The sequence below is a fragment of the Rhizobacter sp. genome, from assembly GCF_046595475.1.
In the GTDB taxonomy this organism is placed as follows: Bacteria; Pseudomonadota; Gammaproteobacteria; order Burkholderiales; family Burkholderiaceae_C; genus Rhizobacter.
In genome coordinates, this window is the sequence record NZ_JBKJOQ010000004.1 from 19,184 (window position 1) to 41,472 (window position 22,289).

The following is a 22,289-nucleotide window of genomic DNA, read 5'->3' on the forward strand; positions in this document are numbered from 1 at the left end:
GCCTGCCCTGCGGTGCCCCTGAATGAGTGGGTGTACGACGCGGTTTCTTGCGCTTTGCGGCACTGATATTGCATCGGAAACGCAAGCCATTCATGGCATAACAGTTCACAAACATTCATATGCGCATCAGTATCGTCATAGACAACTACAACTACGCCAACTTCGTGGGCAAGGCCATCGAATCGTCGCTTGCGCAAACTCACCCTGACGTGGAGGTGATCGTGGTCGACGACGGTTCCACCGACGGCTCGGTCGAGGTGATCAACCGCTTTGCTGACCGCGTGAAGGTGATCGTCAAACCCAATGGCGGGCAAGGCTCCGCCTACAACGAGGGCTACGCCCAGGCCACCGGCGACGCGGTGGTCTTTCTCGATGCCGACGACTGGCTCTACCCGCAGGCCGCCGCAAGCATCGCCGCGGCCTGGCGCAGCGGGGTGAGCAAGGTTCAGTTTCCGTTGCTGATGGTCGATGCTGAAGGCCGCTCGCTCGGCCGCCAGGTGCCCCACCACATGCACGACGCGCAGGCGCTCGATCTGGTGCGCGAGTTCGGCACTTATGGCTCACCACCGGGTTCGGGCAACGCCTACGGGGCAGATTTTCTCCGGCAAGTCTTGCCGATGGACCCCAAGTTGTGGCTGCGCGCTGCTGACTCGGTGCCCATTCTTCTGGCGCCGGCCTATGGCGAGGTGCTCACCTTGTCGGCGCCGCTTGGCGCCTATCGCCTGCACCGCTCCGCCGCTGAAGGTTCGCTGCTGATGAACAACGCGCCGACCGGCTTGTGGTCGGAATACGAGCGCGCCGACTCGACCAAGCGCTTCGTCGAGAAGAGCCTGTCGCGCCTCAACAAGAAGCCACGCATCCCGCAGCTGATGGCGCCGTGGGAAGCCCGCTTGGCCGCCATCTGCCTGCGATTCGGCGGCACGCCGGCGGCGGGTGTGCTCACCAGGCCCGTGTCGGCGGGCCGGCTCACGGGGTTCGCGCTGCAGTCGGTGTGGCGCTGGCCAGAGATCGGTTTGGGCATGAAGCTCGCGGTGTCGGTGTGGATGATGGGGGTGCTGGTGTTGCCGCGCCCGCTGGCCTTGCGCCTGGCGCAGATGCACCGCAGTGCCACCGGCGCGCCCAGTTCGGCATGAGCGAATTCACCGACACGCAGCCGCAGGCGCTGGGCTCATACGACGCGTTGTGTGCCGGCGCCGAACTTGCCACCCCATCTGATGGCCACGCGGTCAAGACCCTCGACGATCTTGCCGTGTTTGGTGGCGTGCCGGCCTTAGAGCGCAAGCTTCACGTGGGCCAGCCCAACATGGGCGACCGGTCCTACTTCATGAAGCGCGTGGAGGCCATACTCGATTCGCGTTGGTTCACCAACAACGGCGCTTGCGTGCAGGAGCTGGAAGCCGAGTTGTGCCGCTACCTGGGTGTCAAGCACTGCATCACCGTGGCCAGCGCCACCGTCGGGCTTGAGATCGCCATTCGGGCGCTGCAGATGGAAGGCGAAGTCATCGTGCCCTCGATGACCTTTGTGGCCACTGCGCATGCCTTGCAGTGGCAGCGGGTCAAGCCGGTGTTTTGCGATGTCGACGAAGCCACGCATGTGCTCGACCCTCTTGAGGTGCGGCGGCTGATCACCCCTCAGACCACCGGCATCATCGGCGTGCACCTGTGGGGCCACGGCTGCCCGGTGGGTGAGCTGCAGGAGATTGCAGACGAGCATGGGCTGAAGCTGCTGTTCGATGCGGCCCACGCGTTTGGCTGCACGCACGGCGGGCAGATGATTGGCGGCTTTGGAAATGCCGAGGTCTTCAGCTTCCATGCCACCAAGTTTTTTAACACCTTCGAGGGGGGTGCCATCACCACCAACGACGACAAGCTTGCACGCAAGTTTCGCTCGATGGCCAACTTTGGGATCACGGGTGTAGACGAGGTTTCGTACGTCGGCACCAATGGCAAGATGAGTGAGATTTCTGCCGCGATGGGCCTGACCTCGCTGCGCGCGATGGACGGCTTCATGTCGGCCAACCACGCCAACCACGCGGCTTACCGCCGCAGACTGGTCGACATGCCCGGCATGCTGCTGCGTGAAGGCCCGCCCGAGGAGCGCAGCAACCATCAGTACGTGGTGGTCGAGTACGAGCCGGCGTTTCCTGACGGGCCCTCGCGCGACGACCTGTTGGCGGCGCTGTGGGCCGAGAATGTGATGGCACGCAAATACTTTTGGCCCGGTTGCCACCGCATGGAGCCCTACCGCACGCTCTATGCCGACACGCCCATGCGCCTGGCGCGCACGGAAGCTCTGGCCGACAAGCTGCTGATCCTGCCTACCGGCACCGGTGTGAGCGTGTCAGATGTCGACACCATTTGCGATCTGCTGCAGTTGATGGTGTGCGCCGGCGGCCGGCTGAGCAGCCGGCAAGCCTGAAGACACAAGGCCCCGTGAAAGACACTTTTCGCAAGCTCGTCGAGTTGGCCCTGACCCACCTCGCCAATTTCGCCTTCCCGCTCTTTTTTGCGATTCTGTGCGGCCGTGTGCTGGGCGTGCATGACTTCGGCATCGTGTCGTTCTACACCGCACTGGCTGCCTTTCTTGGCGTGATCATCGAGTTCGGTTTCGACTGGCTGGGCATACGCGAGGTGTCTCAGGCCCACGGCGATGCTGGGCGCCAGCACCGGCTGTTGTGCAACGTGACGGCGGCCAAGCTCTTGATCTGCAGCGGCGTGGCCAGCCTCACGGCGGCGCTGTCGCTCTCGCTGCGCGGGCTCGACCAGTGGAAACTGGTGCTGCCGATCGTGTTCTACATGGTCGGCTTCGCGATGGACGTGAGCTGGTACCTGCGCGCGCTGGAGCGCACCAAGGTGCTGCTGGCCGTCACCACCACCATTCGGCTGCTGGCGATTGCATTGTTGTGGGTGCTGGTCTCGCAGCCCGGTGACATGCCAGGCGCGCTCTGGACTTACGCCTTCGTCTCGCTGGCCACGTCCGGCATGGGCTGGGTCGTGTTGGTGCGCCAGCGGCTGGCCGGTCTCGTGCGCCCGCAGCTGTCGGTGATGTGGGGGCTGATGCGCCGCTCGTCGGCCATCGTGGTGGGCAACCTGAGCGGTGCATTGCTCACCAACGGTGGCGTGGCCCTGCTGGGCCTCACCGCCGACCCGGCCACAGTAGGTGCGGCCAACCTCGCGGTGCGTGTGCGCATGGCCGGGCAGGCGGTGTTGCTTCCGATCAAACAGCTCACCTTCGTGCGCCTGTCGGGGCTGGCGCGCTCATCGCCGCAGCAGGCGCTGCGGCTCGGGCGTCTGTCGCTCGCCGGCCTGCTTGGCGGCGGCCTGGTGATCGGCCTGCTGATCATCTTCGCCGCAGAGTTCATCGTGCGCCACGTGTTCCTGGGCGAGTACCCGGTGGCGGTGGGCCTGATCATGCTGGTGGGCCTGAGCGTGCCGCTCAATGCCGCGGCCGAGCTGTTCGGCATGCAGTCGCTTATCGCCTTCGGGCAAGAGAAGTCTTATGCGGTAGTGGTGATGCTGGCCGCAGTGGTGTTCGGCACCATGTTGCTGTTGGTGCTGCATGGGCCGCTCTCGTACGGCTGGGCCTTGCTGTCTGCTGAAGCCAGCCTGGCGGCCATGGCGGGCTTGCGGCTCAGAGCGGTCTTGAAGAAGCGCCTGTCGTAGCGCGCAAGGCACGCTCCACCACCGATCGCAGGGCGGCTTGAAAAGCCGCCACCGAGAAGCGCTCTGCGTTGGCGCGGCAGGCGGCGGCGGTGCAGGGCGGGCCCGACTCGAAGCGCTGCACCGCGTCAATCAACGCGGCCGTGCTCTGCTCATGGAAGAAGAGCCCCGTGCGCTGCGGCCCTTCGGTGAGCACGGTTTCAGTGGCGCCGCCGCGGCCGAAGGCGATCACCGGCGTGCCGCAGGCCTGCACCTCGACCGGCATGATGCCGAAATCTTCTTCGGCGGCAAACACGAAGGCTCGCGCGCGCCGCATGTGGTCGGCCAGCACGTCGGTGCCCTGATAGCCCATCACGGTGACGTTGGGGCCAGCGGCAGCACGCACGCGGTCGATCTCGGGCCCGTCGCCGATCATGATCAGCCGCTTGTCGGGCATTTGCGCAAACGCCTGCGCGATCAGCGGCATCTTCTTGTAGGGCACCATGCGCGATGCAGCGAGATAGAAGTCTTCTTTCTGCTGCAGCGGCTGAAAGCGGTCGAGATCGACTGGCGGAAAGATCACCTCGGCCTCGCGCCGGTAGACCTTGCGAATGCGGCGTGCAATGAAGGCCGAGTTGGCGATGAAGGCGTCGACGCCGTTGGCGGTGCGCAAATCCCACAGGCGTATGTAGTGCAGCACCACCCGTGCGATGGCGCCCTTGAGGCCCTTGGACAAGCCCGACTCGCTCAGGTACTGGTGCTGCATGTCCCAGGCGTAGCGTATCGGCGAGTGCACATAGCTCACGTGCACCTGGTCCGGCCCGGTGATGACGCCCTTGGCCACGGCGTGGCTGGACGAGATCACCAGCTCGTAGCCCGACAGGTCGAGCTGCTCTACGGCCAGCGGCATCAGCGGCAGGTACGACCTGAAGTGCTTGCGGGCAAACGGCAGCCGCTGGATGAAGGTGGTGGTGGCGCGCTTGCCGAGCACGAAGCCACGCTCGTCGTCTTTCAGAAAGTCGACCACGGTAAACAGGTCGGCCGAGGGGTAGGCCTTCAAGATCTGCTCCAGCACCCGCTCGCTGCCGGCATAGGCGTCTAGCCACTCGTGTACTACGGCAACTTTCAAGGGCAAGGTTTCAGGGTCGGTCATGAGGATCGGTTATTCGAAGCGCCGCTGCACGATTTCGGCAAAAACGCTGGCTGCGCGCGCCCAGGTGAACTGCGCGGCGCGTGCAATGCCGGCTTCGCGCAACTCAAGGCGCAGGCTTTGTGCAGCCAGCAAGCGACGCAGCTCGGCCGCGAGCGTGGCTGGGTCGTGCGGGTCGCAGTAAAGCGCGGCGTCGGCGCACACCTCAGGCATGGAGGCGCAGCGCGACACCACCACCGGGCAACCACAGGTCATGGCTTCGAGTGGCGGCAGGCCGAAGCCCTCGTAGAACGAGGGGAAGACAAAACACGAGGCGGCTTCGTACAAGGCACGCAACTGTGCATCGCTCACGTAGCCTGTGCGCAAAATGCCTGCACCGGCGCTTGCCGTTTCGGCAAACACCTTGTTGTTGCCGCCGCCCACCGCGACCAGCGGCACGGCATCGTTGCCCAGCATCGCCATGGCGGCGGCCACCGCGCCAAAATTCTTGTTGGGCGAGTTGCTGCCCACAGCCAGCACGAAAGGCCGACCGGTCAGGCCCAAGCGCTCCACCACCGACGCGTCGGCCGCTACACGCAAGATGTGTTCACCGCTTTCGGGTATGAGCTCGATGTCGGTCAAGGGTCGGCCGAAGTGGCGGTGCAACTCGCCGGCACTGAAGGCCGACACGGTGGCCACCACGCGCGAGCGCTTGAGCGCGGCGCCCAGCATGAGCCTGTACCAGGTGCGAAAGGCGAGGCTGTAGTTGGTGGGGTTGGCCACCGTGGCGGCGTCGTGCACCACGATCATCTGCTGGCGGTGCAGCGCCGGTGCGGTGTTGCACAGGTTGATCAAGGGCGCGGTGCCGGCTGCACGCGGTAGCTCAATCTGCTCCCATGCGTGGCCCTGCCGGCGGCCCACGGTCACGAGCTCACTTCGGTCGATGAAGGCCGGCTGGTTGACCAGCGCTACTTGTGGCACCAACACCCGAGGTCTTGGGGCGGCGGGCCGGGCAACGGTGTAGGCGTCCATCAGCTCGACGGCAAACCGGTCAACCCCGGTCAGGGGTCGCGTGAGGAAGCGGCCGTTGATGTTCAGTGCAGTCACCGCGTTTCCGTCCTGAGGGCCGGTGAGTCTTCGCGCGACACCGACACTCGCCGGCCTGCCCTTGCCTCGTCGGGCAACGAAGCCGCACCCGATGCGATGCGGCGCAGCATCACGCGCGCCGGGCTCGCCGACGCGGCGCTGGCCTCGACCGCGCCGAAGCGAGCCTGCAGGTCGCCCACGCCTTCCAGCCACACGGCTGTGCGCGAGGCGCCGCGCTCGGCACAGCCTGAAAGCTGCAGCTCGCTGACGGCCAGCGTTTGCACGTCTTTGGCATAGAGGCCGGTGTTGAAAGCGTTGACTACACGACCACCGATGATCTGCACGTGCTCACTGGCGAGCAGGTAGATGCCTTCGCCACCTTCGTTGTCGTGCAGCGTGAGGTTGGCCAGCCGCACAGTGCCCGATGCGCCGTTCACCCCCACCATGCGCGAGCGGGTGTTGGTGATGGTGATGGATGACAGCGTGGTGTCTACGCTGCGCACGAGCTCGGCGCCGCAGCGGTTGCCGCCCCCGGGCCCGTTTTGCGTGCCGGCGCCGTCGACGCTGCCGTTTTCGAACACCACCTTGCGTGGCACGCGCGTGCCGTACGACTCTTCCTGTGCCACATAGATGCCGCTGGCCCGTGTGCGCAGCACCTTGAAGCCCGACACCGTGACCTCGGACTGGCCCACCACCGTGATGCCGCGGGCGCCCGAGTCGGTGACGACGATGCGGCGCGCGGTGCCGCCGGTGGCGTCGGGCAGGCGCCGGTAGTTGACAAAGGCGAGGCCGTCGTCGCCGGTGTCCTGGCAGTCGATGTCTTCGGCCAGCGGCTGCGCGCAGTTGGCGAAATGCACGCCGTCGGCCAGCGTCTTGCGCACGCGGGCACCCGCCACCACAGGCCGCAGGCAAGACTCGAACAGCAGGCCGGCGCCGCCGAAGCCGTCGACCACGGCGCGCTCGATGCGCACGTCGGCCCCGCCCATCACCAGCACGCCGGCGCCGAAGCTTATGCGCCGCGGCGCGGGGCTGCGCCAGGTGAGCGTCGCGCCCGACAAGGTCACCTGGCTGGCATTGCGAATCTCGATGCCTGTGGCTGAAGCGTCGTCGCCCAGCAGCATGGCGCCCGGCTCGAAGCGGACGGTTCGGCCCGAACCGATGAGCTTCAGGGTGTGGGTATAGCGGTAGGTGCCTGCTGCAATGCTCACGTCGCCTGAGTAATCGGTGAGTGCGCGGTTGAGTGCGGCGGTGTCGTCTGCCTCGCCATTGCCACGTGCCCCGAACGACGCCAACGTGCGGCTGCCCCCAGCCGAGCAGCCGAACGGTGCGGCGAGGGCCGTGGCGAACACGATTCGGCGGCGGTTCATGTGAGCCCGCGCGCCGAGGGCGCACTTGACGTGTCTCGCGGTCGCTCAGCCAGCCGCTTCTTGAGGAATGCGTTGGGCGTGATGAGCGTGTGCAGCACCGGGATGCGCTTGACCACCAGTGCCGCGAGCGCCGGCAGGAAGAGGGCCAGCGCCATGGACGCGACGATGGCCAGGCCACCCACGGAAGGCGCGAGCAGCTTGAACACGCTCTTCTCGATGGTGGCGTGCGCCCACAGGATCAGGATGGTCGAGGTGCCGAGCCAGCGCAACACCCACATCGCAATCCGGTTGCGTATCGACACGGCCAGCAGCACGGTGGCCAAGATGCCCGCCAGCGCCACCAGGGGGCTCACGGCGAACGGCCGGTCATAGCGCCAGTTGAGGTCGATCATCGGCTGCAGCAGCAGATTCATTGCAACGAACACGGCGGCCACCAGGGCGCAGGCGATCCACTGCGGAGTGGCCACCCAGGCGGTGCTGCCGAAATGCCCAGTGAAGAGGCGACCCAGCAGCACGTAGCTGGCGCCAGCAAGCGCGACCTCCATGCTCCAAGGCGCGCCGGAGCGCAGCCACTGGCCCCAACCGGCATGCTGCACCAGCTGGTAGTCGAAAGAGATGGCGAACTGCCAGCCCGCTTGCAGCATGACGAACAGCAGCAGCTGTGCGGCGGCGCTCGCAGCAGCGGTGGGCCCGACGATCGCAGTGGCGAGCCTGTCGATCACGTAGATGAACCCCAGCGTGACGGCGAGGCAGGGCAGGAACCACAGTGGCACGGTGAAGATGGTGTGGCCTGTGCCATAGACGATGCCGAGCAAGAGGTCGATGAGGCTCACCTCAGGGTGCAGGTGAAAGATCATGGGCAGCGACGCGAGCGCCAAGACGAAATAGGGGATCAGGCAAGAGAGTGCGCGTGCGGCCAGCGCCCTGACGCTCATGCCTTGGTTGAGCGTGAGGCCGGTGACAAAGAAGAACAGCGGCATGTTGAACGAGAAGATCGCGCGGCCCAGGGCCTCGGAATACGCCCAGATTCCCGGGTGATGCGCGGCGGCCACGAGGATGATGCCCATGCCCTTGAGGGCGTCTATCCAGGCCAGGCGTGCGGGGCTTTTCATGTGACGCGGTTCACAGGTTTCATCAACGAAGCCACCACCAGCACGATGGCAATGCCCAGCTGCCAGGTGAACGCACGCGAGGCTCCGAGGTAGGGGTAGCGATAGATCTCAAGCAAGGAGAGGTAGAGGATCGGGTAGATGAGGGCGCCCGCCGGGTGCTTGCGTCGGTAGAGGTTCAAGGCATGGCCGGCCGTCACCGCGATCAGGCAGAAGTAGACGATGCCCATGGGCAACCCGAGGTCGTACACCACCGAGAAGACGCCTGACGGGTTGTTGAACTCGAGGTCGGCGTACTTCGACAGGAACTGGTCGAACCCCACCCGCGGCTGGCCGACGAAGAGGGCGAAACCCTCGCCCACGCCAAATGGGAACTTGTGCATCCACATCAGCGTGTTCTCGAACCGAAACGACGGCCAGTCCAGCATTTCAAGCACGCCGGCGCCGTTGTTCAGCGAGGTGAAGTAGTAGCTTGCGAAGCGGCCGATCGCAAACTCCCAGAAGTTCATCTTGCCGGCGTAGGTGTCTGACTGCCATGACCTGAAATATTCAGATGCGCCGAAGTACAGAATCAGCAGCGGGACGGCCGCAAATGGCCCCACGACCAGCGCCAAGCGCTTGAGCGGCGTGGCCTTGCCCATCGAGAGCTTCACGCCGATCGCCACGGCGAAGGGAATGGCCGCTTCGATGAGGGCCAGGCGCTCCGACCACGCATAGACACGAAAGAGCGTGAGCGCGACCAGGGCGATGGCCAGCACGCGGTAGGCCAGCGGCAGGCGCTTCTCACCATGCACCCAGTGAAACGTGCAGAGCGACAGGTACACCGGCGCCATGTTGACCAGCGAAGTGATACCGGTGGTGGAGCCGATCTCGGTGCGGTCGGGTTTGTAGCTGCCGAGCACCATCTGCAGCAGCACGGCCGGGCTCAGGAAAAACGACTTGAACCAATACAAATAGGCCAGCAAGCCGATGAGCCCGACGAAGAAGCCGGCCCGCATGTAGACGCTCATGTCGGGGGCGACGAGCGTGGTCGTGATCTTGCTGCCGATCCAGCCGCCCATGGCGATGCACACCAGGATCACGATGGCCATCAGCACGTAGGCGTCGTTTAAGAAGATGTGGCCACGCACCGTTAGGCCCGGAAAGCCCAAGCGCCCCGCGGCCGCCACCATCAGCAGCACGGGTAGCAGAAAGCCGAGCGTGAGCCCGTGCGGCGTGATCCACCAGGGGCTAGGCGCCGGGCGGTCGGCTACGACGGGGGTGCTCATGCAGTCGGGTGCGGCTCGCCAGGCGCTCAGTGCTCGTTCAGCACCACGCCGGCCAGGTGCGTTCGCCCCGAGCCGAGCGCACCAATGAGCCTGTCCATTGCGGCCATGCGGGTGGTGCCTTTGCGGCCGACAGCGATGGCAGCGCTGCAGCGGGCCGAGATCACCCGTGCGTCGGCGCCGCGGGCGAAGGCCGGCGTGTCAACCACCACATGGTCGAACTTGCTCAACAGCTCTTGCATCAGCAGGCCGAAGGCAGGGCGTTGCAGCAGCTCCATCGGGTTGGGCGGGATGGTGCCGACCGGCATCACGAAGAGGCTGGGCAGGTCGGGCACCGTCTGGATGACGTTGGCTTCGGCGCGCCCGGCCAGCACCGTGCTCAGCCCCACCGCGCTGCTGACGCCGAAGACCGCGTGCTGGCGTGGGGTGCGCATGTCGGCATCGACCAGCAGCGTGCGGCCGCCGACCTGGGAGAACGCCACGGCGAGGTTGGCAGCGAGAAAAGTTTTGCCATCACCCACGTCGGGGCTTACAACGCTCAGCGCCAACGGGCTGCGCGCAGCGCTGGTGCTCAAGTGGCTCATCGAGACTTGGCTGCACAGGTCTCGAAAGACCTCGGCCTCGGGGCTGAACGGGTCGGCCGCCGCCACGAGCTCGGGGTAGCGGTTGCTGCGGCCTTGGGGTGCGTAGGGGTAGTGGTACTGCTGTGAGAGTGCCCACAGCACGTCGTCGTCGTTCACCAGCTTGAGCGCGACGGCGGCCTGGCCGAAGCGCAGCCCGCTGTCGCGCTGGTGGGTGGCAATCTGGTTGATCTGCTCCTGCGAAAGCTGCCGCGCGTCGCGCAGCAGGTCGCCCATGGAGCGGTCGTGCAGGTTGGCAGAGGTGACCTCGGCGCTGTCGGATGCGCCTGATGATCTGGGCAGAGGGGTGCGACGTGGAAGCATCATGGGTGGGCTCGTGGTGGGGTCGCGCGGGGGGTCATGACGCGGGGCGCGCCAGACTGCCGAGGATGCGGGTCTTCAGCGATTGCGAGCGTGCCTTGTTCAATGAAGCCCTGGCGGCTGCGTTGGGTAGCACCACCAGCAGCGGCTGGCGAAAGCCCTCAACCACGTCTTCCACCGTTCGCAGCCGGCGGTCTTTCATCTCGCGCAGCATCACCGTGGCCACAGCCAGCAGCAGCCCCAGCACGAAGGCCAGCGCGACGTTGGGCCACAGCCGGGGCGACGAGGCCCGCGCCGGTGGGGTCGCCTGGCGCAGCACGGTCACGTTGGTCTGGGTGATTTGGCTCTCGAGGCTGGTCTGGCGCACGCGCTGAAACACGCTGTCGTAGGCGCTTCTCGCGTTGTCGACATCGTGTTGCAAAGCGCTCGCCTCGTCTCGTTGGCCTTTCATGCGCAGCACCTTCGCGCGTTGCTCGGCCAGCAGGCCACGAAATTGTGTTTCACGCGCACCGTTGATCTGGCGGCTGGAGCTGATGCCGGCCGAGACACGGCGCTTCTCGGCGTCGATCTGGGTGCGCAGCAGCGCGAGGCTGGCTTGTGTTTCCTTGACCTGCGGGTGGTGCTCGCCCAGGTTCTGGCGCAGCTCACCGAGCTTGACCTGCTGGCGCGCCAGCTCGGCGCTGAGTGCTGCGACGGCGGGGTGGTTGAACACCTCGGCCATGTTGTCGGAATCGGTGCTGGCCTGTTGCTCACGGCCACGTGAGTCGGCATTCATGGCCTGCGCGCCCACCAGTTGAGAAGACAGCTCGGACAGCCGCAGGCTCTCCACGTCGATGCGTTCATCTGAGGCGGCGATGCCGTTGGCTTGCAGATAGGCGGAGAGCTTGGCCTGCGAGGCTTCGAGCGCGGCGCGCAGCTGCTTCAGGCGGTCGTCGAAGAAGTCGTTGTACTGCCGGGCGGGCTCAACGCGCAGGTCGAGCGTGGTGTCGATGTAGGCCCGCACGATGGCGTTGGCGGTAGCGGCCGCGGCCTTGGGGTCGTTGGCCGTGAACAGGATGGACATCACACCCGACTCGCGCGTGGGCTGGATGTCGAGCTTCTTCTGCACGCGTTCGGTGAGCCAGTCTGGGAAGCTGCCTTCGCCGTTGCTGGCTTCTTGCCATTGCCGTATCAGCTCGGGGTCTTGCTCCAGGCCCAATGAGGTGATGGCGCGCCGCACGACGCGCTCGCTCTGCACCACGTCCATTTGCGTGGCCATGTAGCCGGTGAGCAGCGTGCTACCGAGCACGGTGCCGACCAAGGGGTCGGGAGAGCGCATGTCGACCAGCACCGAGGCCGTGGCCTTGTACTGACGTGGCAGCAGCACGCTCAGCAGCACCGCCACAGTGATGGCACTGGTGACCACGATGAGGGCGGCGCGCCAGCGTGCGCGCATGACCAAGATCAAGCGAAAGAACGACATGGTGTGGGGCTCGGTTTGAAAGGTTTCATGGCGAACGGGCCGCGTCTAGCGGCAGCTGGTAGGCCGACAGCAGCGCGTCGCGGAAGCGGGCCTCGCCGAAGCGTTGCTCGACGCTCTGGCGAGCGGCCAGTCCGATGCGCAGGCGCAGCTCAGGCGAGTCGATCAAGGGTGCAATGCAGCTGACGATCTCTTCGGGTGTGCGGCACAGGTAGCCGTCTTCACCGTGGCGGATGATTTCGCGGTGGTCGGGCGTGTCTACCGCCACGCAGGGCAGGCCGACGGCCATGGCCTCGACCAGATGTGAAGGAAAGCCGCGGTCGCCGCCGGGCGCGAGGTAGACCCAGCCTGAAGACAAACGTGATGCGCGTTCGCCCGCGGTGTCGACGCGAAAAACGCCGACCTGCGCCGCCTTCAGGCGCAAGCGCGTGGGCTCGTCGACAGTGCCCAGCCAGTTGAACGCGAGCCCGAGGTCTTCGCCGCCGAGCAGCACGGCGAGCTGCGCGAAGAGATCGGCACTGCGGGGGTCGGCGAAGTGGCTGCCAGTCACGACGAGAGGGCGCCGTGATTCGACACGGGGTACGGAAAAAAACTGCGGGCTCACCGGTCGTTCCATGAGCGCCAGCGAGTCTGGTGAGGGTGCCTTGAATTCACTCGCCCCCGGGTGCGCTAAGGCGGCGGGTGACGAGCCGGCGCCACCGGATGGGTAGTGCCACGCGACCGTCACCCCGGCGCGGCGCGCCACCCACGTGCCGATGAGGGTAGGCAGCCGGCCGTAGAGGTGCACGCCTTGGGTGGGGCTTTGGCGCAGCTCTTTGCGAAACGCCTTGAGTGCCCAGATCCAGCGGCGCAGCGGGTTGCGCGCCTCCGGGGTCAGGATCACCCGGAACGATGAATTCACCTGCGGCAGTACGTGGTGCAGCTGCGGGCGGTTCACGAACACGATCGACTGCTCTATCTCGGCCTCAGCCAGGGCAGCCGTGGCGGGCCCGAGGAAGCCGTAGACGTCGTCTGTCACGGGGTCGACCAAGTGAACCACTTTCCCTACAGGCGCCCGTGGCTCGGTGTGTTGCAGCGCGAGATTTTCCGACCCGATGTTTTTCACACCGACATCACCGAAAGTTTGTTCATGTGGTGGCTTGCGCGGTTATGCGCTCACCGCGCTCCATCGCGCGACAGCACGACACCGACGGTCTTGAAGAGGATGCGAATGTCGAGCCAGACCGAGCGCTTCTCTACATAGTTGCGGTCTAGCGCCACCCGCTCGTCGTAGCTCACGTCGTTGCGCCCGCTCACCTGCCACAGGCCAGTGATGCCGGGGCGCACGCTCAGGTAGTGCCAGCGCACACGACCGTAACGGGTGAGCTCAGTGACGGTGATTGGGCGTGGCCCGACCAGCACCATTTCGCCTCGCAGCACATTGAAGAGTTGTGGCAACTCATCGAGGCTGGTTCGGCGCAGGAAGCGGCCGATGGGTGTCACGCGCGGGTCGTTCGACAGCTTCTGATCGCGTTGCCACTCTTCACGGGCTTGCGCGCTGTCGCGCAGCAAGTTGGCGAGCATCTGCTCGGACTCGCGGTACATCGTGCGGAACTTAAGACACCGGAAAAGTTTACCGCCGTGCCCCACGCGGTAGTGCGCGAACAAGATAGGCGCACCGTCGCGGCGCCATGTGAGCCAAGCCACCAACAGCATCAAAGGGCTGAGCAACAGCAGCAGCAACAGTGCAGCCAACTGATTGAGCCGCAGCGCTAGCACCTGCGCGCCTTCGCGCCTGTTGACCCACAGCGCACCTGCGATATACGACGCGACATTCATGACGTCTCTCCCTGCGATTCTGAACCACGTGTTGCAGTGCAACATTCGGGCCACAGGAGGCGATGCCATCCCGGCATCCCACCTGTTCAGGGTGTCGTCGTCGTCATTCGTGGCGCATTTCTCCGCTGAGAAACGGACGAGTGGAGCTGCCAGCTCTCACCGCAAAGCGGCGAGAGCGCTGTGTGTGAAGTTGTTTCTGCCGCGTGCCTGCGACGTGCCTCAGCGCGCGCGTTTGCGCGCAGGTGCCGCCTTCTTCGCGGCAGCACTTGGTGCGCTCTGGTGGCTGGCGATGAAGTCGCGCACCTCGGGGTAGACCTTCTCGCGCCAACGGCGGCCCGAGAAGATGCCGTAGTGGCCCGCGCCTTCTACGTCGTAGTGGAACTGGCGTGATTTCGCAATGCCAGTGCACAGGCCGTGTGCTGCCTTGGTCTGGCCTGCGCCCGAGATGTCGTCGAGCTCGCCTTCGATGGTCAGCAGCGCCGAGGTTTTGATGTCTTGCGGGCGCACCAGCTGGCCATCGACTGCCCAGGTTCCGTTAACCAGCGCGTAGTCCTGGAACACCGTCTTGATGGTGTCGAGGTAGTACTCGGCCGGCATGTCGAGCACGGCGTTGTACTCGTCGTAGAAGGAGCGGTGGAAGTCAGCGCTCTCGTCTTCACCGCGCATCAGGTCCATGAAGTAGTCGTAGTGCGACGTGAGGTGGCGGTCGGGGTTCATCGCGATGAAACCGGTGTGCTGCAGAAAGCCCGGGTACACACGGCGGCCGTTGCCGGGGTAGTTGACCGGCACGCGGTAGATCACGTTGTTTTCGAACCATTCGTAGCTCTTGTTCGTCGCCAGGTTATTCACCGCAGTGGGCGACAGGCGGGCGTCGATGGGGCCTCCCATCATCGTCAGCGTGCGCGGGGTGAACTCGCCTGCGCTGGCCAAGAGCGACACGGCGGCGAGCACCGGCACGGTGGGTTGGCACACGGAGATCACGTTCACTTCGGGGCCGATGTGGCGGATGAACTCTTGCACGTAGGCGATGTAGTCGTCGAGGTGGAACGGGCCGGCCTCAAGGGGCACCATGCGCGCGTCGGTCCAGTCGGTGATGAAGACCTTGTGGTCGACCAGCAGATTGCGTACCGTCTCGCGCAGCAGGGTGGAGTGATGGCCTGACAGCGGCGCCACGACCAGCACGGTGGGCTGTGTTTTCATGACCGACAACAGTGGCAGGTCATCGGTGAAGCGCTTGAAGCGCAACAGGCGGCAGAACGGCTTCTCTATGGCGACTTGCTCTTGCACCGCCACGTCTATGTCTCGCACCTTCACCGAATTGATATTGAACTGGGGCTTCTCGTAATCTTTGGCCAGCCGGTGCATCAGGTCCAGCCCGGCTGAGACGCGTTGCGCCATGGGCGTGTGCGTGAAGGGCGAGAGGGGGTGGTTGTACAGCTTGGAGGAGGCGCTTGCGAACTCCGAGAACGGGCTCAACAGTGCGCGTTGGGTTTCATAGAGCTGATACAGCATGGGTTTTCCTCGTGAGATCGCGTCGCCAGATGGCGATGCACGTTTGTGCATCGCAACATTCTAGGCAGCTGACCAGAATCGTGCAGCCGAGCCCGCGAGTGAAAACCCCGAAAAGAGCCCTGAATTGCACCGTGTGTGTGCATTCCAAGGCGATTCAAGTGTCACCGGCGTGACACCTTGGTGCGCTCAGCTGACCTTGACGATGGCCGCGACCACAGCGTCGATGTTCTTGCTGTTGAGTGCGGCCACGCAGATGCGGCCCGAGTCGACGCCGTAAATGCCGAACTCGCCGCGCAGGCGCTGCATCTGCGCCTGGTTCAGGCCCGAGTAGCTGAACATGCCCTTTTGCTGGGTGATGAAGCTCATGTCTTGCTTGAGGCCTGCCGCCGTCAGCTTCTCAAGCAAGGCGGTGCGCATCTGCTTGATGCGAACGCGCATGCCGGCGAGCTCTTCTTCCCATATCGCGCGCAGGGCAGGGGTGTTGAGCACGGTCGCCACGATTTGCGCGCCATGTGTTGGCGGGTTGGAGTAGTTGGTGCGGATGACGATCTTGAGCTGGCTCAGCACGCGGGCGGCTTCGTCTTTGCTCACACACGCGACGCTCAGCGCGCCCACGCGCTCGCCGTAGAGCGAGAAGCTCTTGGAAAACGAGGTCGAGACGAAGAAGTCGAGGCCGGCGGCCATGAACTGCGCGATCACCGCACCGTCTTCCTTGATGCCTTCGCCGAAGCCTTGGTAGGCCATGTCGAGAAAGGCCACGAGATTGCGCGACTTGACGGCGCCGACCACCTGGTCCCACTGGGCCGGCGTAATGTCGTAGCCGGTCGGGTTGTGGCAGCAAGCGTGCAGCACGACGATGGTGCCGGCGGCGGCGCCGTTCAGCGTGGCCAGCATGCCGTCGAAGTTGACGCCGCGCTTGGCTGCGTCGTAGTAGGGGTAGGTGTCGACCGGGAAGCCCGCGTTGGTGAAGAGCGCACGATGGTTTTCCCAGCTCGGGTCGCTGATCAGCACTTTGGCATTTGGGCTCACACGCTTCAAAAAGTCTGCGCCGATCTTCAGACCACCGGTGCCGCCCACGCCTTGTACCGTGGCAATGCGGCCTTCCTTCACTGCAGCACTTTCAGCGCCAAACACCAGCCCTTGCACGGCCTTGTCGTAGGCCGCAATGCCGTCGATGGGCAAGTAGCCGCGCGGGCTGGCGGCATCGGTCATCTGGCGCTCGGCCTGTGCCACGCATTTGAGCAAGGGGAGTTTGCCGTTGTCGTCGTAGTAGACGCCGACGCCCAGGTTCACCTTCGCGGGGTTGGGGTCGGCGTTGAACTGTTCGTTGAGGCCCAGGATGGGGTCGCGGGGGGCCATTTCAACGGCGGCGAACAGCGAGGTCATGGACAGTCCTTGTCAGTAGAGCGGAACTTGGATTTGGGCTACCCTGGATGTTTGCCCAGTGCGCCCCATTTGCGGGGAAACCCGGAGATTTTATCTGCCATGGCCGACCTGTCTGAGACCCTTGTTGTCGACGCCCCCGCACAGGGCGAGTTCGCGAGCTTTCCCGGTTCGCCGTTCCAGCTGTTCATGCCTTATCCGCCTGCGGGGGATCAGCCCACTGCCATCAACCAGTTGGTCGAGGGGCTGAACGACGGGTTGGCCTACCAAACGCTGCTGGGCGTGACCGGCTCGGGCAAGACCTTCACCATGGCCAACGTGATCGCGCGCATGGGCCGGCCGGCCATCGTGTTCGCACCCAACAAGACGCTGGCCGCTCAGCTGTACAGCGAGTTTCGCGAGTTCTTCCCGAAGAACGCGGTCGAGTACTTCGTCAGCTACTACGACTATTACCAGCCCGAGGCCTATGTGCCGCAGCGCGACCTGTTCATTGAGAAAGACAGCTCAATCAACGAGCACATTGAGCAGATGAGGTTGAGTGCCACCAAGAGCCTGCTGGAGCGGCGTGACGTGGTCATTGTGGCGACGGTGTCCGCGATCTACGGCATAGGCAATCCGAGCGACTACCACCGCATGGTGATGACGCTGCGCGCCGGCGACAAGATGGGCCAGCGTGATGTGATCGCGCAGCTGATCCGCATGCAGTACCAGCGCAACGAGATGGACTTCAGCCGCGGCACCTTTCGCGTGCGGGGCGACACCATCGACGTGTTCCCGGCCGAACATTCGGAGCTGGCCATTCGCATCGAGCTGTTCGATGACGAGGTTGAGACGCTGCAGCTTTTCGACCCACTCACCGGCAAGATCCGGCAGAAGATCATTCGCTTCACGGTGTATCCGTCGAGCCACTACGTGACGCCACGCGACCGCGTGGTCGCCGCCATCGACACCATCAAGCAAGAGCTGCGCGAGCGGCTGGCCGAGCTGGTCAAGGGCGGCAAGCTGGTGGAGGCGCAACGCCTGGAGCAGCGCACCCGCTTCGACCTGGAGATGCTGCAGGAGATCGGGCACTGCAAGGGCATCGAGAACTACACGCGGCACTTGTCGGGCTCGGCGCCGGGCGAGCCACCGTCGACGCTGGTGGACTATCTGCCGAAAGATGCGCTGATGTTCCTCGACGAATCTCACGTGTTGATCGGCCAGCTGGGCGGCATGTACAACGGGGACCGCGCGCGCAAGACCACTTTGGTGGAGTACGGCTTTCGGCTGCCCTCGGCGTTGGACAACCGGCCGCTCAAGTTTGAAGAGTTCCAGAAGAAGATGCGCCAGGTGATGTTTGTCTCGGCCACCCCGGCGAACTTCGAGAAAGAGAACGCCGGCCAGGTGGTCGAGCAACTCGTGCGGCCCACCGGCTTGATCGACCCGCTGGTGGAAGTGCGACCTGCCACGCACCAGGTGGACGACGTCCTGCAAGAGATTCGCGACCGCGTCGAAAAGAACGAGCGCGTGCTGATCACCACGCTGACCAAGCGCATGGCCGAGCAGTTGACCGATTACCTTGCCGACAACGGTGTGAAGGTGCGTTACTTGCACAGCGACATCGACACGGTGGAGCGGGTGGAAATCTTGCGCGACCTGCGGCTTGGCGCTTTCGACGTGCTGGTCGGCATCAACCTGCTGCGCGAGGGGCTGGACATCCCCGAGGTGTCGCTGGTGGCCATCCTCGATGCGGACAAAGAAGGTTTCCTGCGCTCCGAGCGCTCGCTGATCCAGACCATAGGCCGTGCGGCGCGCAACCTCAATGGCAAGGCGATCCTGTATGCCGACAAGGTCACCGACTCGATGAAGGCGGCACTGGGCGAAACCGAACGCCGCCGCGCCAAGCAGATGGCGCACAACATCGAGCAGGGCATCACGCCGCGCAGCATCCAAAAGCAGGTGAAAGACCTGATCGATGGCGTCTATTCCGAGAAGACCAAGGGCGCCCAGCGTGATCTGGAGGCTGCTGCGATCGAGGTCTTGTCCGAGAAAGACCTGAGCAAGCGCATCAAGCAGCTGGAGAAGCAGATGCTGGAACACGCCCGCAACCTCGAATTTGAAAAGGCGGCGCGTGTACGTGACCAATTGGCGCAGCTGCGGGAGCAGGCTTTTGGGGCATCGGGTTCCGACAACATCTCACCGGCCGCCACGTGACCGCAGCATTTCGCAGTACTCGGTAATTTTTGCCGGCTTCGGTGTGCTTCTGTCGGCTTGTGGTTCGCTTCCACCCCATGTGCGCTGCAACAAAAGCTTGTTCGCCGTGGGGGAACTTCCGGCCTCAATGCCGACCGAAACAGTAGGCCTCAGCTATACTTGAGTAAACCTGTCGGGATCAAAACCGCGGGTTATCCCGCTCCATCGGCGGGGCTCGACAAGCGTGAAGCCACCCTTGATCGCTTTCATTGATTTGTTGTGCCGTCACCGGCACCAGGAGGATTTCATGCGTCTGACCACAAAAGGCCGTTTTGCCGTTACCGCAATGATCGATCTCGCCTTGCGCGAGAACACAGGCCCCGTTGCGCTGGCTGCCATCAGCGCGCGCCAGCAAATTTCGCTGTCCTATCTTGAGCAGCTGTTCGGCAAGCTGCGCCGCCACGAGTTGGTGGAAAGCACCCGTGGCCCTGGGGGCGGCTATTCGCTGGGCCGCAAATCTGAGGAAATCACCGTCGCCGACATCATCGTCGCCGTTGACGAGCCCATCGACGCCACCGGCTGCGGTGGCAAGGAAAACTGCATGGGCGAAGACTCTGGCCGTTGCATGACGCACGACCTGTGGGCCAGCCTCAACTCCAAGATGATCGAGTATCTCGACTCCATCTCGCTGCGCAAGCTCGTCGAAGAGCAGCTGGCCAAGGGCATCTCTATCGAAGAGCACCCGGTCAAGCGCGCCATCTCTAGCCAGCCGGTCGTCAAGCCCATCAAGATCACCGCGCCCAACTCTGTCTTTGCCCTGGGCAACGCCTTCAACAAGTAAACCGTTCTCGCAGTACGCCATGGACATGACTCCGCATTTCCCGATCTACATGGATTACGGCGCCACCACGCCGGTCGACCAGCGCGTGGTGGACGCGATGATTCCGTGGTTGCGCGAACACTTCGGCAACCCGGCATCTCGCAGCCACGCCTGGGGCTGGGAAGCAGAAGCGGCGGTTGAGAAGGCGCGTGAGCAGGTTGCGGCCCTGGTGAATGCCGACCCACGTGAGATCGTGTGGACGTCGGGCGCCACTGAGTCGATCAACCTGGCGCTGAAGGGGGCGGCGCAGTTCTACAAGACGCGTGGCAAGCACTTGATCACCCTGAAGACCGAGCACAAGGCCGTGCTGGACACCATGCGCGAGCTGGAGCGCCAGGGCTTCGAGGTGACCTATCTCGACGTGCAGGAAGACGGCCTGCTCGACCTTGATAAATTCAAGGCTGCATTGCGTGCTGACACCATCCTGGCGTCGGTGCTCTTCGTCAACAACGAGATTGGCGTCATTCAAGACATCACGGCCATCGGCGCGATTTGCCGTGAGCGCGGCGTGATCTTCCACGTTGACGCTGCCCAAGCCACCGGCAAGGTGTCTATCGATCTGGCCGCGTTGCCGGTTGACCTGATGAGCCTGGCCTCGCACAAGACCTACGGCCCCAAGGGCATAGGCGCGCTGTATGTGCGCCGCAAGCCACGGGTGCGCATCGAAGCGCAAATGCACGGTGGCGGCCATGAGCGCGGCATGCGTTCGGGCACCTTGGCCACGCACCAGATCATCGGCATGGGTGAGGCCTACCGCATCGCCCGCGAAGAGATGGGTGTGGAAAGCGAACGCATTCGCATGCTGCAGCAGCGCCTGATCGCGGGCTTGTCCGACATCGAGCAGACCTTCCTGAACGGCCACCCCACGCAGCGCGTTCCGCACAACGTGAACATGTCGTTCAACTTTGTCGAAGGCGAGTCGCTGATCATGGGCATCAAGGGCATTGCCGTGTCGTCGGGCTCGGCCTGCACCTCGGCCAGCCTGGAGCCGAGCTATGTGCTGCGCGCCCTAGGCCGCAGTGATGAACTGGCGCATTCGTCGCTGCGCATGACCATTGGCCGTTTCACGACCGTGGAAGAAATCGATTACGTAATCACCACGCTGAAAGACCGCGTGGCCAAGTTGCGCGACCTGTCGCCGCTGTGGGAGATGCACAAAGACGGCATCGACATCAGCACGATTCAGTGGTCGGCGCACTGACACAAAGCATTGGAGAACTGACATGGCATACAGCGAAAAAGTGGTTGAGCATTACGAGAACCCACGCAATGTGGGCTCGTTCGAAAAGGGTGACGACACGGTCGGCACCGGCATGGTGGGCGCACCCGCTTGCGGCGACGTGATGAAGCTGCAGATCAAGGTCAACCCTGTCACGGGTTTGATTGAAGACGCCAAGTTCAAGACCTACGGCTGCGGCTCGGCCATTGCATCGAGTTCGCTCGTGACCGAATGGGTCAAGGGCAAGTCGCTCGACGAAGCACTGACCATCAAGAACACCCACATCGCCGAAGAGCTGGCCCTTCCGCCGGTGAAGATTCACTGCTCCATCTTGGCTGAAGACGCCATCAAGGCGGCGGTGAATGATTACAAGGCCAAGAAAGCACATTGAGATGGCGGTCACGCTGACAGAAGCGGCGGCACGCCATGTGTCTCGCTACATCACCAAGCGCGGGAAAGGCGTGGGAGTACGCCTAGGCGTGAAGACCACCGGCTGCTCGGGCTTGGCCTACAAGCTCGAGTACGCCGACGACGTGGCCCCTGAAGACGTGATCTTCGAAGGTCACGGCGTCAAGGTGCTGATCGACCCCAAGAGCCTGCCCTACCTCGACGGCACCGAGCTCGACTTCGTGCGCGAAGGCCTCAATGAAGGCTTCAAGTTTCACAACCCGCGCGAGAAAGACCGCTGCGGTTGCGGTGAATCGTTCCGGGTCTGAGCCCTGTGCTCGCCCCCTCAGGCGCGGCTCAGGTCGCGCTTTTGTTTTTTTGACTGACGAATCGAGCGTGTCGTGAAGCTGGACGACGACGACTTCACCCTGCTGGGCTTGCCGCCGCGTTTCGCGCAAGACCGCCCTCTGATCGACAACCGCTGGCGTGAGCTGCAGGCGCAGGTGCACCCTGATCGCTTCGCGGCCGAAGGCGCGGCCTCTCAGCGCGTGGCCATGCAATGGGCCGTGCGCGTGAACGAGGCTTATCAGCGCATGCGAGACCCACTCAAGCGCGCAGCCTATCTGTGTGAGCTGAATGGGGCACCTGTCAACGCCGAGAACAACACCGCCATGCCGCCCGGTTTTCTGATGCAGCAGATGGAGTGGCGTGAGGCGCTCGACGAAGCCTCTTCGTTGAGCGACGTCGAGGCCTTGGCCGATGCGGTCACCACGCACCGCAAAGAGGCCTTGGTGAGGCTGCAAATCACGCTTGACGAGCAGCGCGATTTCATCGCCGCCGCCCAACAGGTGAGAGCCCTCATGTTCGTTGAGCGCTTTGCGGACGACGTCGATCGCCGCCTCGAAGCGCTGGGACAATAGCGC

Annotated in this window: 19 protein-coding genes and 1 pseudogene; 9 read left to right on the plus strand and 11 right to left on the minus strand. The window is 64.2% G+C overall.

Going from position 1 to position 22,289, the window contains the following annotated elements; genetic code table 11:
* Positions 1-119 precede the first annotated feature (119 nt).
* From AC30QB_RS00725 to AC30QB_RS00735, 3 genes are read left to right on the plus strand one after another with little or no spacing between them, the layout of a single operon-like run.
* Entirely contained in the window at positions 120-1,133 is a 1,014-nt protein-coding gene (locus AC30QB_RS00725) for a glycosyltransferase family 2 protein (RefSeq protein WP_489544267.1), read from the plus strand.
* Complete coding sequence (locus tag AC30QB_RS00730; RefSeq protein WP_489544268.1) at positions 1,130-2,419, plus strand: aminotransferase class I/II-fold pyridoxal phosphate-dependent enzyme; 1,290 nt, start codon at positions 1,130-1,132, stop codon at positions 2,417-2,419. The genes AC30QB_RS00725 and AC30QB_RS00730 overlap by 4 nt, the downstream gene beginning before the upstream one ends.
* Positions 2,420-2,433: 14 nt before the next feature.
* Complete coding sequence (locus tag AC30QB_RS00735) at positions 2,434-3,663, plus strand: oligosaccharide flippase family protein (protein ID WP_489544269.1); 1,230 nt, start codon at positions 2,434-2,436, stop codon at positions 3,661-3,663.
* Here AC30QB_RS00735 and AC30QB_RS00740 read toward each other — a convergent pair.
* The 11 genes and pseudogenes from AC30QB_RS00740 to AC30QB_RS00790 form a co-directional block, all read right to left on the minus strand.
* A pseudogene (locus AC30QB_RS00740) lies at positions 3,644-4,771 on the minus strand (glycosyltransferase family 4 protein); the annotation flags it as partial. The gene AC30QB_RS00735 and the pseudogene AC30QB_RS00740 sit on opposite strands and share 20 nt — an antisense overlap.
* Positions 4,772-4,801: 30 nt before the next feature.
* Complete coding sequence (locus tag AC30QB_RS00745; RefSeq protein WP_489544270.1) at positions 4,802-5,875, minus strand: glycosyltransferase family 4 protein; 1,074 nt, start codon at positions 5,873-5,875, stop codon at positions 4,802-4,804.
* The gene (locus AC30QB_RS00750) at positions 5,872-7,221 is read right to left on the minus strand and encodes a glycoside hydrolase family protein (RefSeq protein ID WP_489544271.1); all 1,350 of its coding nucleotides are present in this window, start codon (positions 7,219-7,221) and stop codon (positions 5,872-5,874) included. The genes AC30QB_RS00745 and AC30QB_RS00750 overlap by 4 nt, the downstream gene beginning before the upstream one ends.
* Positions 7,218-8,333, minus strand: a complete 1,116-nt coding sequence (locus AC30QB_RS00755) for an acyltransferase family protein (protein WP_489544272.1) — start codon at positions 8,331-8,333, stop codon at positions 7,218-7,220. Before AC30QB_RS00755 ends, AC30QB_RS00750 begins: the two co-directional genes overlap by 4 nt.
* Positions 8,330-9,598: a hypothetical protein gene (locus AC30QB_RS00760; protein WP_489544273.1), complete on the minus strand. Its 1,269-nt coding sequence runs from the start codon at positions 9,596-9,598 to the stop codon at positions 8,330-8,332. Before AC30QB_RS00760 ends, AC30QB_RS00755 begins: the two co-directional genes overlap by 4 nt.
* Before the next feature lie 26 nt (positions 9,599-9,624).
* Positions 9,625-10,542, minus strand: coding sequence for a polysaccharide biosynthesis tyrosine autokinase (locus AC30QB_RS00765; RefSeq protein ID WP_489544274.1), 918 nt, complete (start codon positions 10,540-10,542; stop codon positions 9,625-9,627).
* 31 nt (positions 10,543-10,573) lie between these two features.
* On the minus strand, positions 10,574-11,998 hold the full coding sequence (epsF, locus tag AC30QB_RS00770) for a chain length determinant protein EpsF (protein WP_489544275.1): 1,425 nt from the start codon (positions 11,996-11,998) through the stop codon (positions 10,574-10,576).
* 25 nt (positions 11,999-12,023) lie between these two features.
* Positions 12,024-13,013: a glycosyltransferase gene (locus AC30QB_RS00775; protein ID WP_489544276.1), complete on the minus strand. Its 990-nt coding sequence runs from the start codon at positions 13,011-13,013 to the stop codon at positions 12,024-12,026.
* Between the two features lie 137 nt (positions 13,014-13,150).
* Entirely contained in the window at positions 13,151-13,813 is a 663-nt protein-coding gene (locus AC30QB_RS00780) for a sugar transferase (RefSeq protein ID WP_489544277.1), read from the minus strand.
* 219 nt (positions 13,814-14,032) lie between these two features.
* Entirely contained in the window at positions 14,033-15,325 is a 1,293-nt protein-coding gene (locus AC30QB_RS00785) for a polyhydroxyalkanoate depolymerase (protein WP_489544278.1), read from the minus strand.
* Between the two features lie 186 nt (positions 15,326-15,511).
* A complete protein-coding gene (locus AC30QB_RS00790; RefSeq protein WP_489544279.1) occupies positions 15,512-16,711 on the minus strand; it encodes an amino acid aminotransferase in 1,200 nt (399 codons plus the stop codon).
* 99 nt (positions 16,712-16,810) lie between these two features.
* Between AC30QB_RS00790 and uvrB the strand changes: the two genes are divergently transcribed.
* The 6 genes from uvrB to hscB all read left to right on the plus strand — a co-directional run bounded on the left by uvrB (position 16,811) and on the right by hscB (position 22,286).
* The gene (gene uvrB, locus AC30QB_RS00795; RefSeq protein ID WP_489544280.1) at positions 16,811-18,901 is read left to right on the plus strand and encodes an excinuclease ABC subunit UvrB; all 2,091 of its coding nucleotides are present in this window, start codon (positions 16,811-16,813) and stop codon (positions 18,899-18,901) included.
* A gap of 286 nt (positions 18,902-19,187) precedes the next feature.
* Positions 19,188-19,721, plus strand: coding sequence for a Fe-S cluster assembly transcriptional regulator IscR (iscR, locus tag AC30QB_RS00800; protein ID WP_489544281.1), 534 nt, complete (start codon positions 19,188-19,190; stop codon positions 19,719-19,721).
* A 25-nt stretch (positions 19,722-19,746) separates the two neighbouring features.
* Positions 19,747-20,961, plus strand: coding sequence for an IscS subfamily cysteine desulfurase (locus AC30QB_RS00805; protein WP_489544306.1), 1,215 nt, complete (start codon positions 19,747-19,749; stop codon positions 20,959-20,961).
* 22 nt (positions 20,962-20,983) lie between these two features.
* Positions 20,984-21,370, plus strand: coding sequence for a Fe-S cluster assembly scaffold IscU (iscU, locus tag AC30QB_RS00810; protein WP_047484366.1), 387 nt, complete (start codon positions 20,984-20,986; stop codon positions 21,368-21,370).
* A 1-nt stretch (position 21,371) separates the two neighbouring features.
* Entirely contained in the window at positions 21,372-21,695 is a 324-nt protein-coding gene (iscA, locus tag AC30QB_RS00815) for an iron-sulfur cluster assembly protein IscA (RefSeq protein WP_489544282.1), read from the plus strand.
* Positions 21,696-21,767: 72 nt separating this feature from the next.
* Entirely contained in the window at positions 21,768-22,286 is a 519-nt protein-coding gene (gene hscB, locus AC30QB_RS00820; protein WP_489544283.1) for a Fe-S protein assembly co-chaperone HscB, read from the plus strand.
* The last annotated feature ends 3 nt before the right edge of the window (positions 22,287-22,289 follow it).

What these genes read in the sequence shown, in the direction of transcription:
- AC30QB_RS00755 (WP_489544272.1), bottom strand. Translation starts at nt 8,333, where the DNA reads ATGAAAAGCCCCGCACGCCTGGCCTGGATAGACGCCCTCAAGGGCATG.
- AC30QB_RS00750 (WP_489544271.1), bottom strand. Translation starts at nt 7,221, where the DNA reads ATGAACCGCCGCCGAATCGTGTTCGCCACGGCCCTCGCCGCACCGTTC.
- AC30QB_RS00785 (WP_489544278.1), bottom strand. Translation starts at nt 15,325, where the DNA reads ATGCTGTATCAGCTCTATGAAACCCAACGCGCACTGTTGAGCCCGTTC.
- AC30QB_RS00730 (WP_489544268.1), top strand. Translation starts at nt 1,130, where the DNA reads ATGAGCGAATTCACCGACACGCAGCCGCAGGCGCTGGGCTCATACGAC.
- epsF (WP_489544275.1), bottom strand. Translation starts at nt 11,998, where the DNA reads ATGTCGTTCTTTCGCTTGATCTTGGTCATGCGCGCACGCTGGCGCGCC.
- AC30QB_RS00805 (WP_489544306.1), top strand. Translation starts at nt 19,747, where the DNA reads ATGACTCCGCATTTCCCGATCTACATGGATTACGGCGCCACCACGCCG.
- iscR (WP_489544281.1), top strand. Translation starts at nt 19,188, where the DNA reads ATGCGTCTGACCACAAAAGGCCGTTTTGCCGTTACCGCAATGATCGAT.
- AC30QB_RS00765 (WP_489544274.1), bottom strand. Translation starts at nt 10,542, where the DNA reads ATGATGCTTCCACGTCGCACCCCTCTGCCCAGATCATCAGGCGCATCC.
- AC30QB_RS00780 (WP_489544277.1), bottom strand. Translation starts at nt 13,813, where the DNA reads ATGAATGTCGCGTCGTATATCGCAGGTGCGCTGTGGGTCAACAGGCGC.
- AC30QB_RS00760 (WP_489544273.1), bottom strand. Translation starts at nt 9,598, where the DNA reads ATGAGCACCCCCGTCGTAGCCGACCGCCCGGCGCCTAGCCCCTGGTGG.
- iscA (WP_489544282.1), top strand. Translation starts at nt 21,372, where the DNA reads ATGGCGGTCACGCTGACAGAAGCGGCGGCACGCCATGTGTCTCGCTAC.
- AC30QB_RS00725 (WP_489544267.1), top strand. Translation starts at nt 120, where the DNA reads ATGCGCATCAGTATCGTCATAGACAACTACAACTACGCCAACTTCGTG.
- iscU (WP_047484366.1), top strand. Translation starts at nt 20,984, where the DNA reads ATGGCATACAGCGAAAAAGTGGTTGAGCATTACGAGAACCCACGCAAT.
- AC30QB_RS00790 (WP_489544279.1), bottom strand. Translation starts at nt 16,711, where the DNA reads ATGACCTCGCTGTTCGCCGCCGTTGAAATGGCCCCCCGCGACCCCATC.
- uvrB (WP_489544280.1), top strand. Translation starts at nt 16,811, where the DNA reads ATGGCCGACCTGTCTGAGACCCTTGTTGTCGACGCCCCCGCACAGGGC.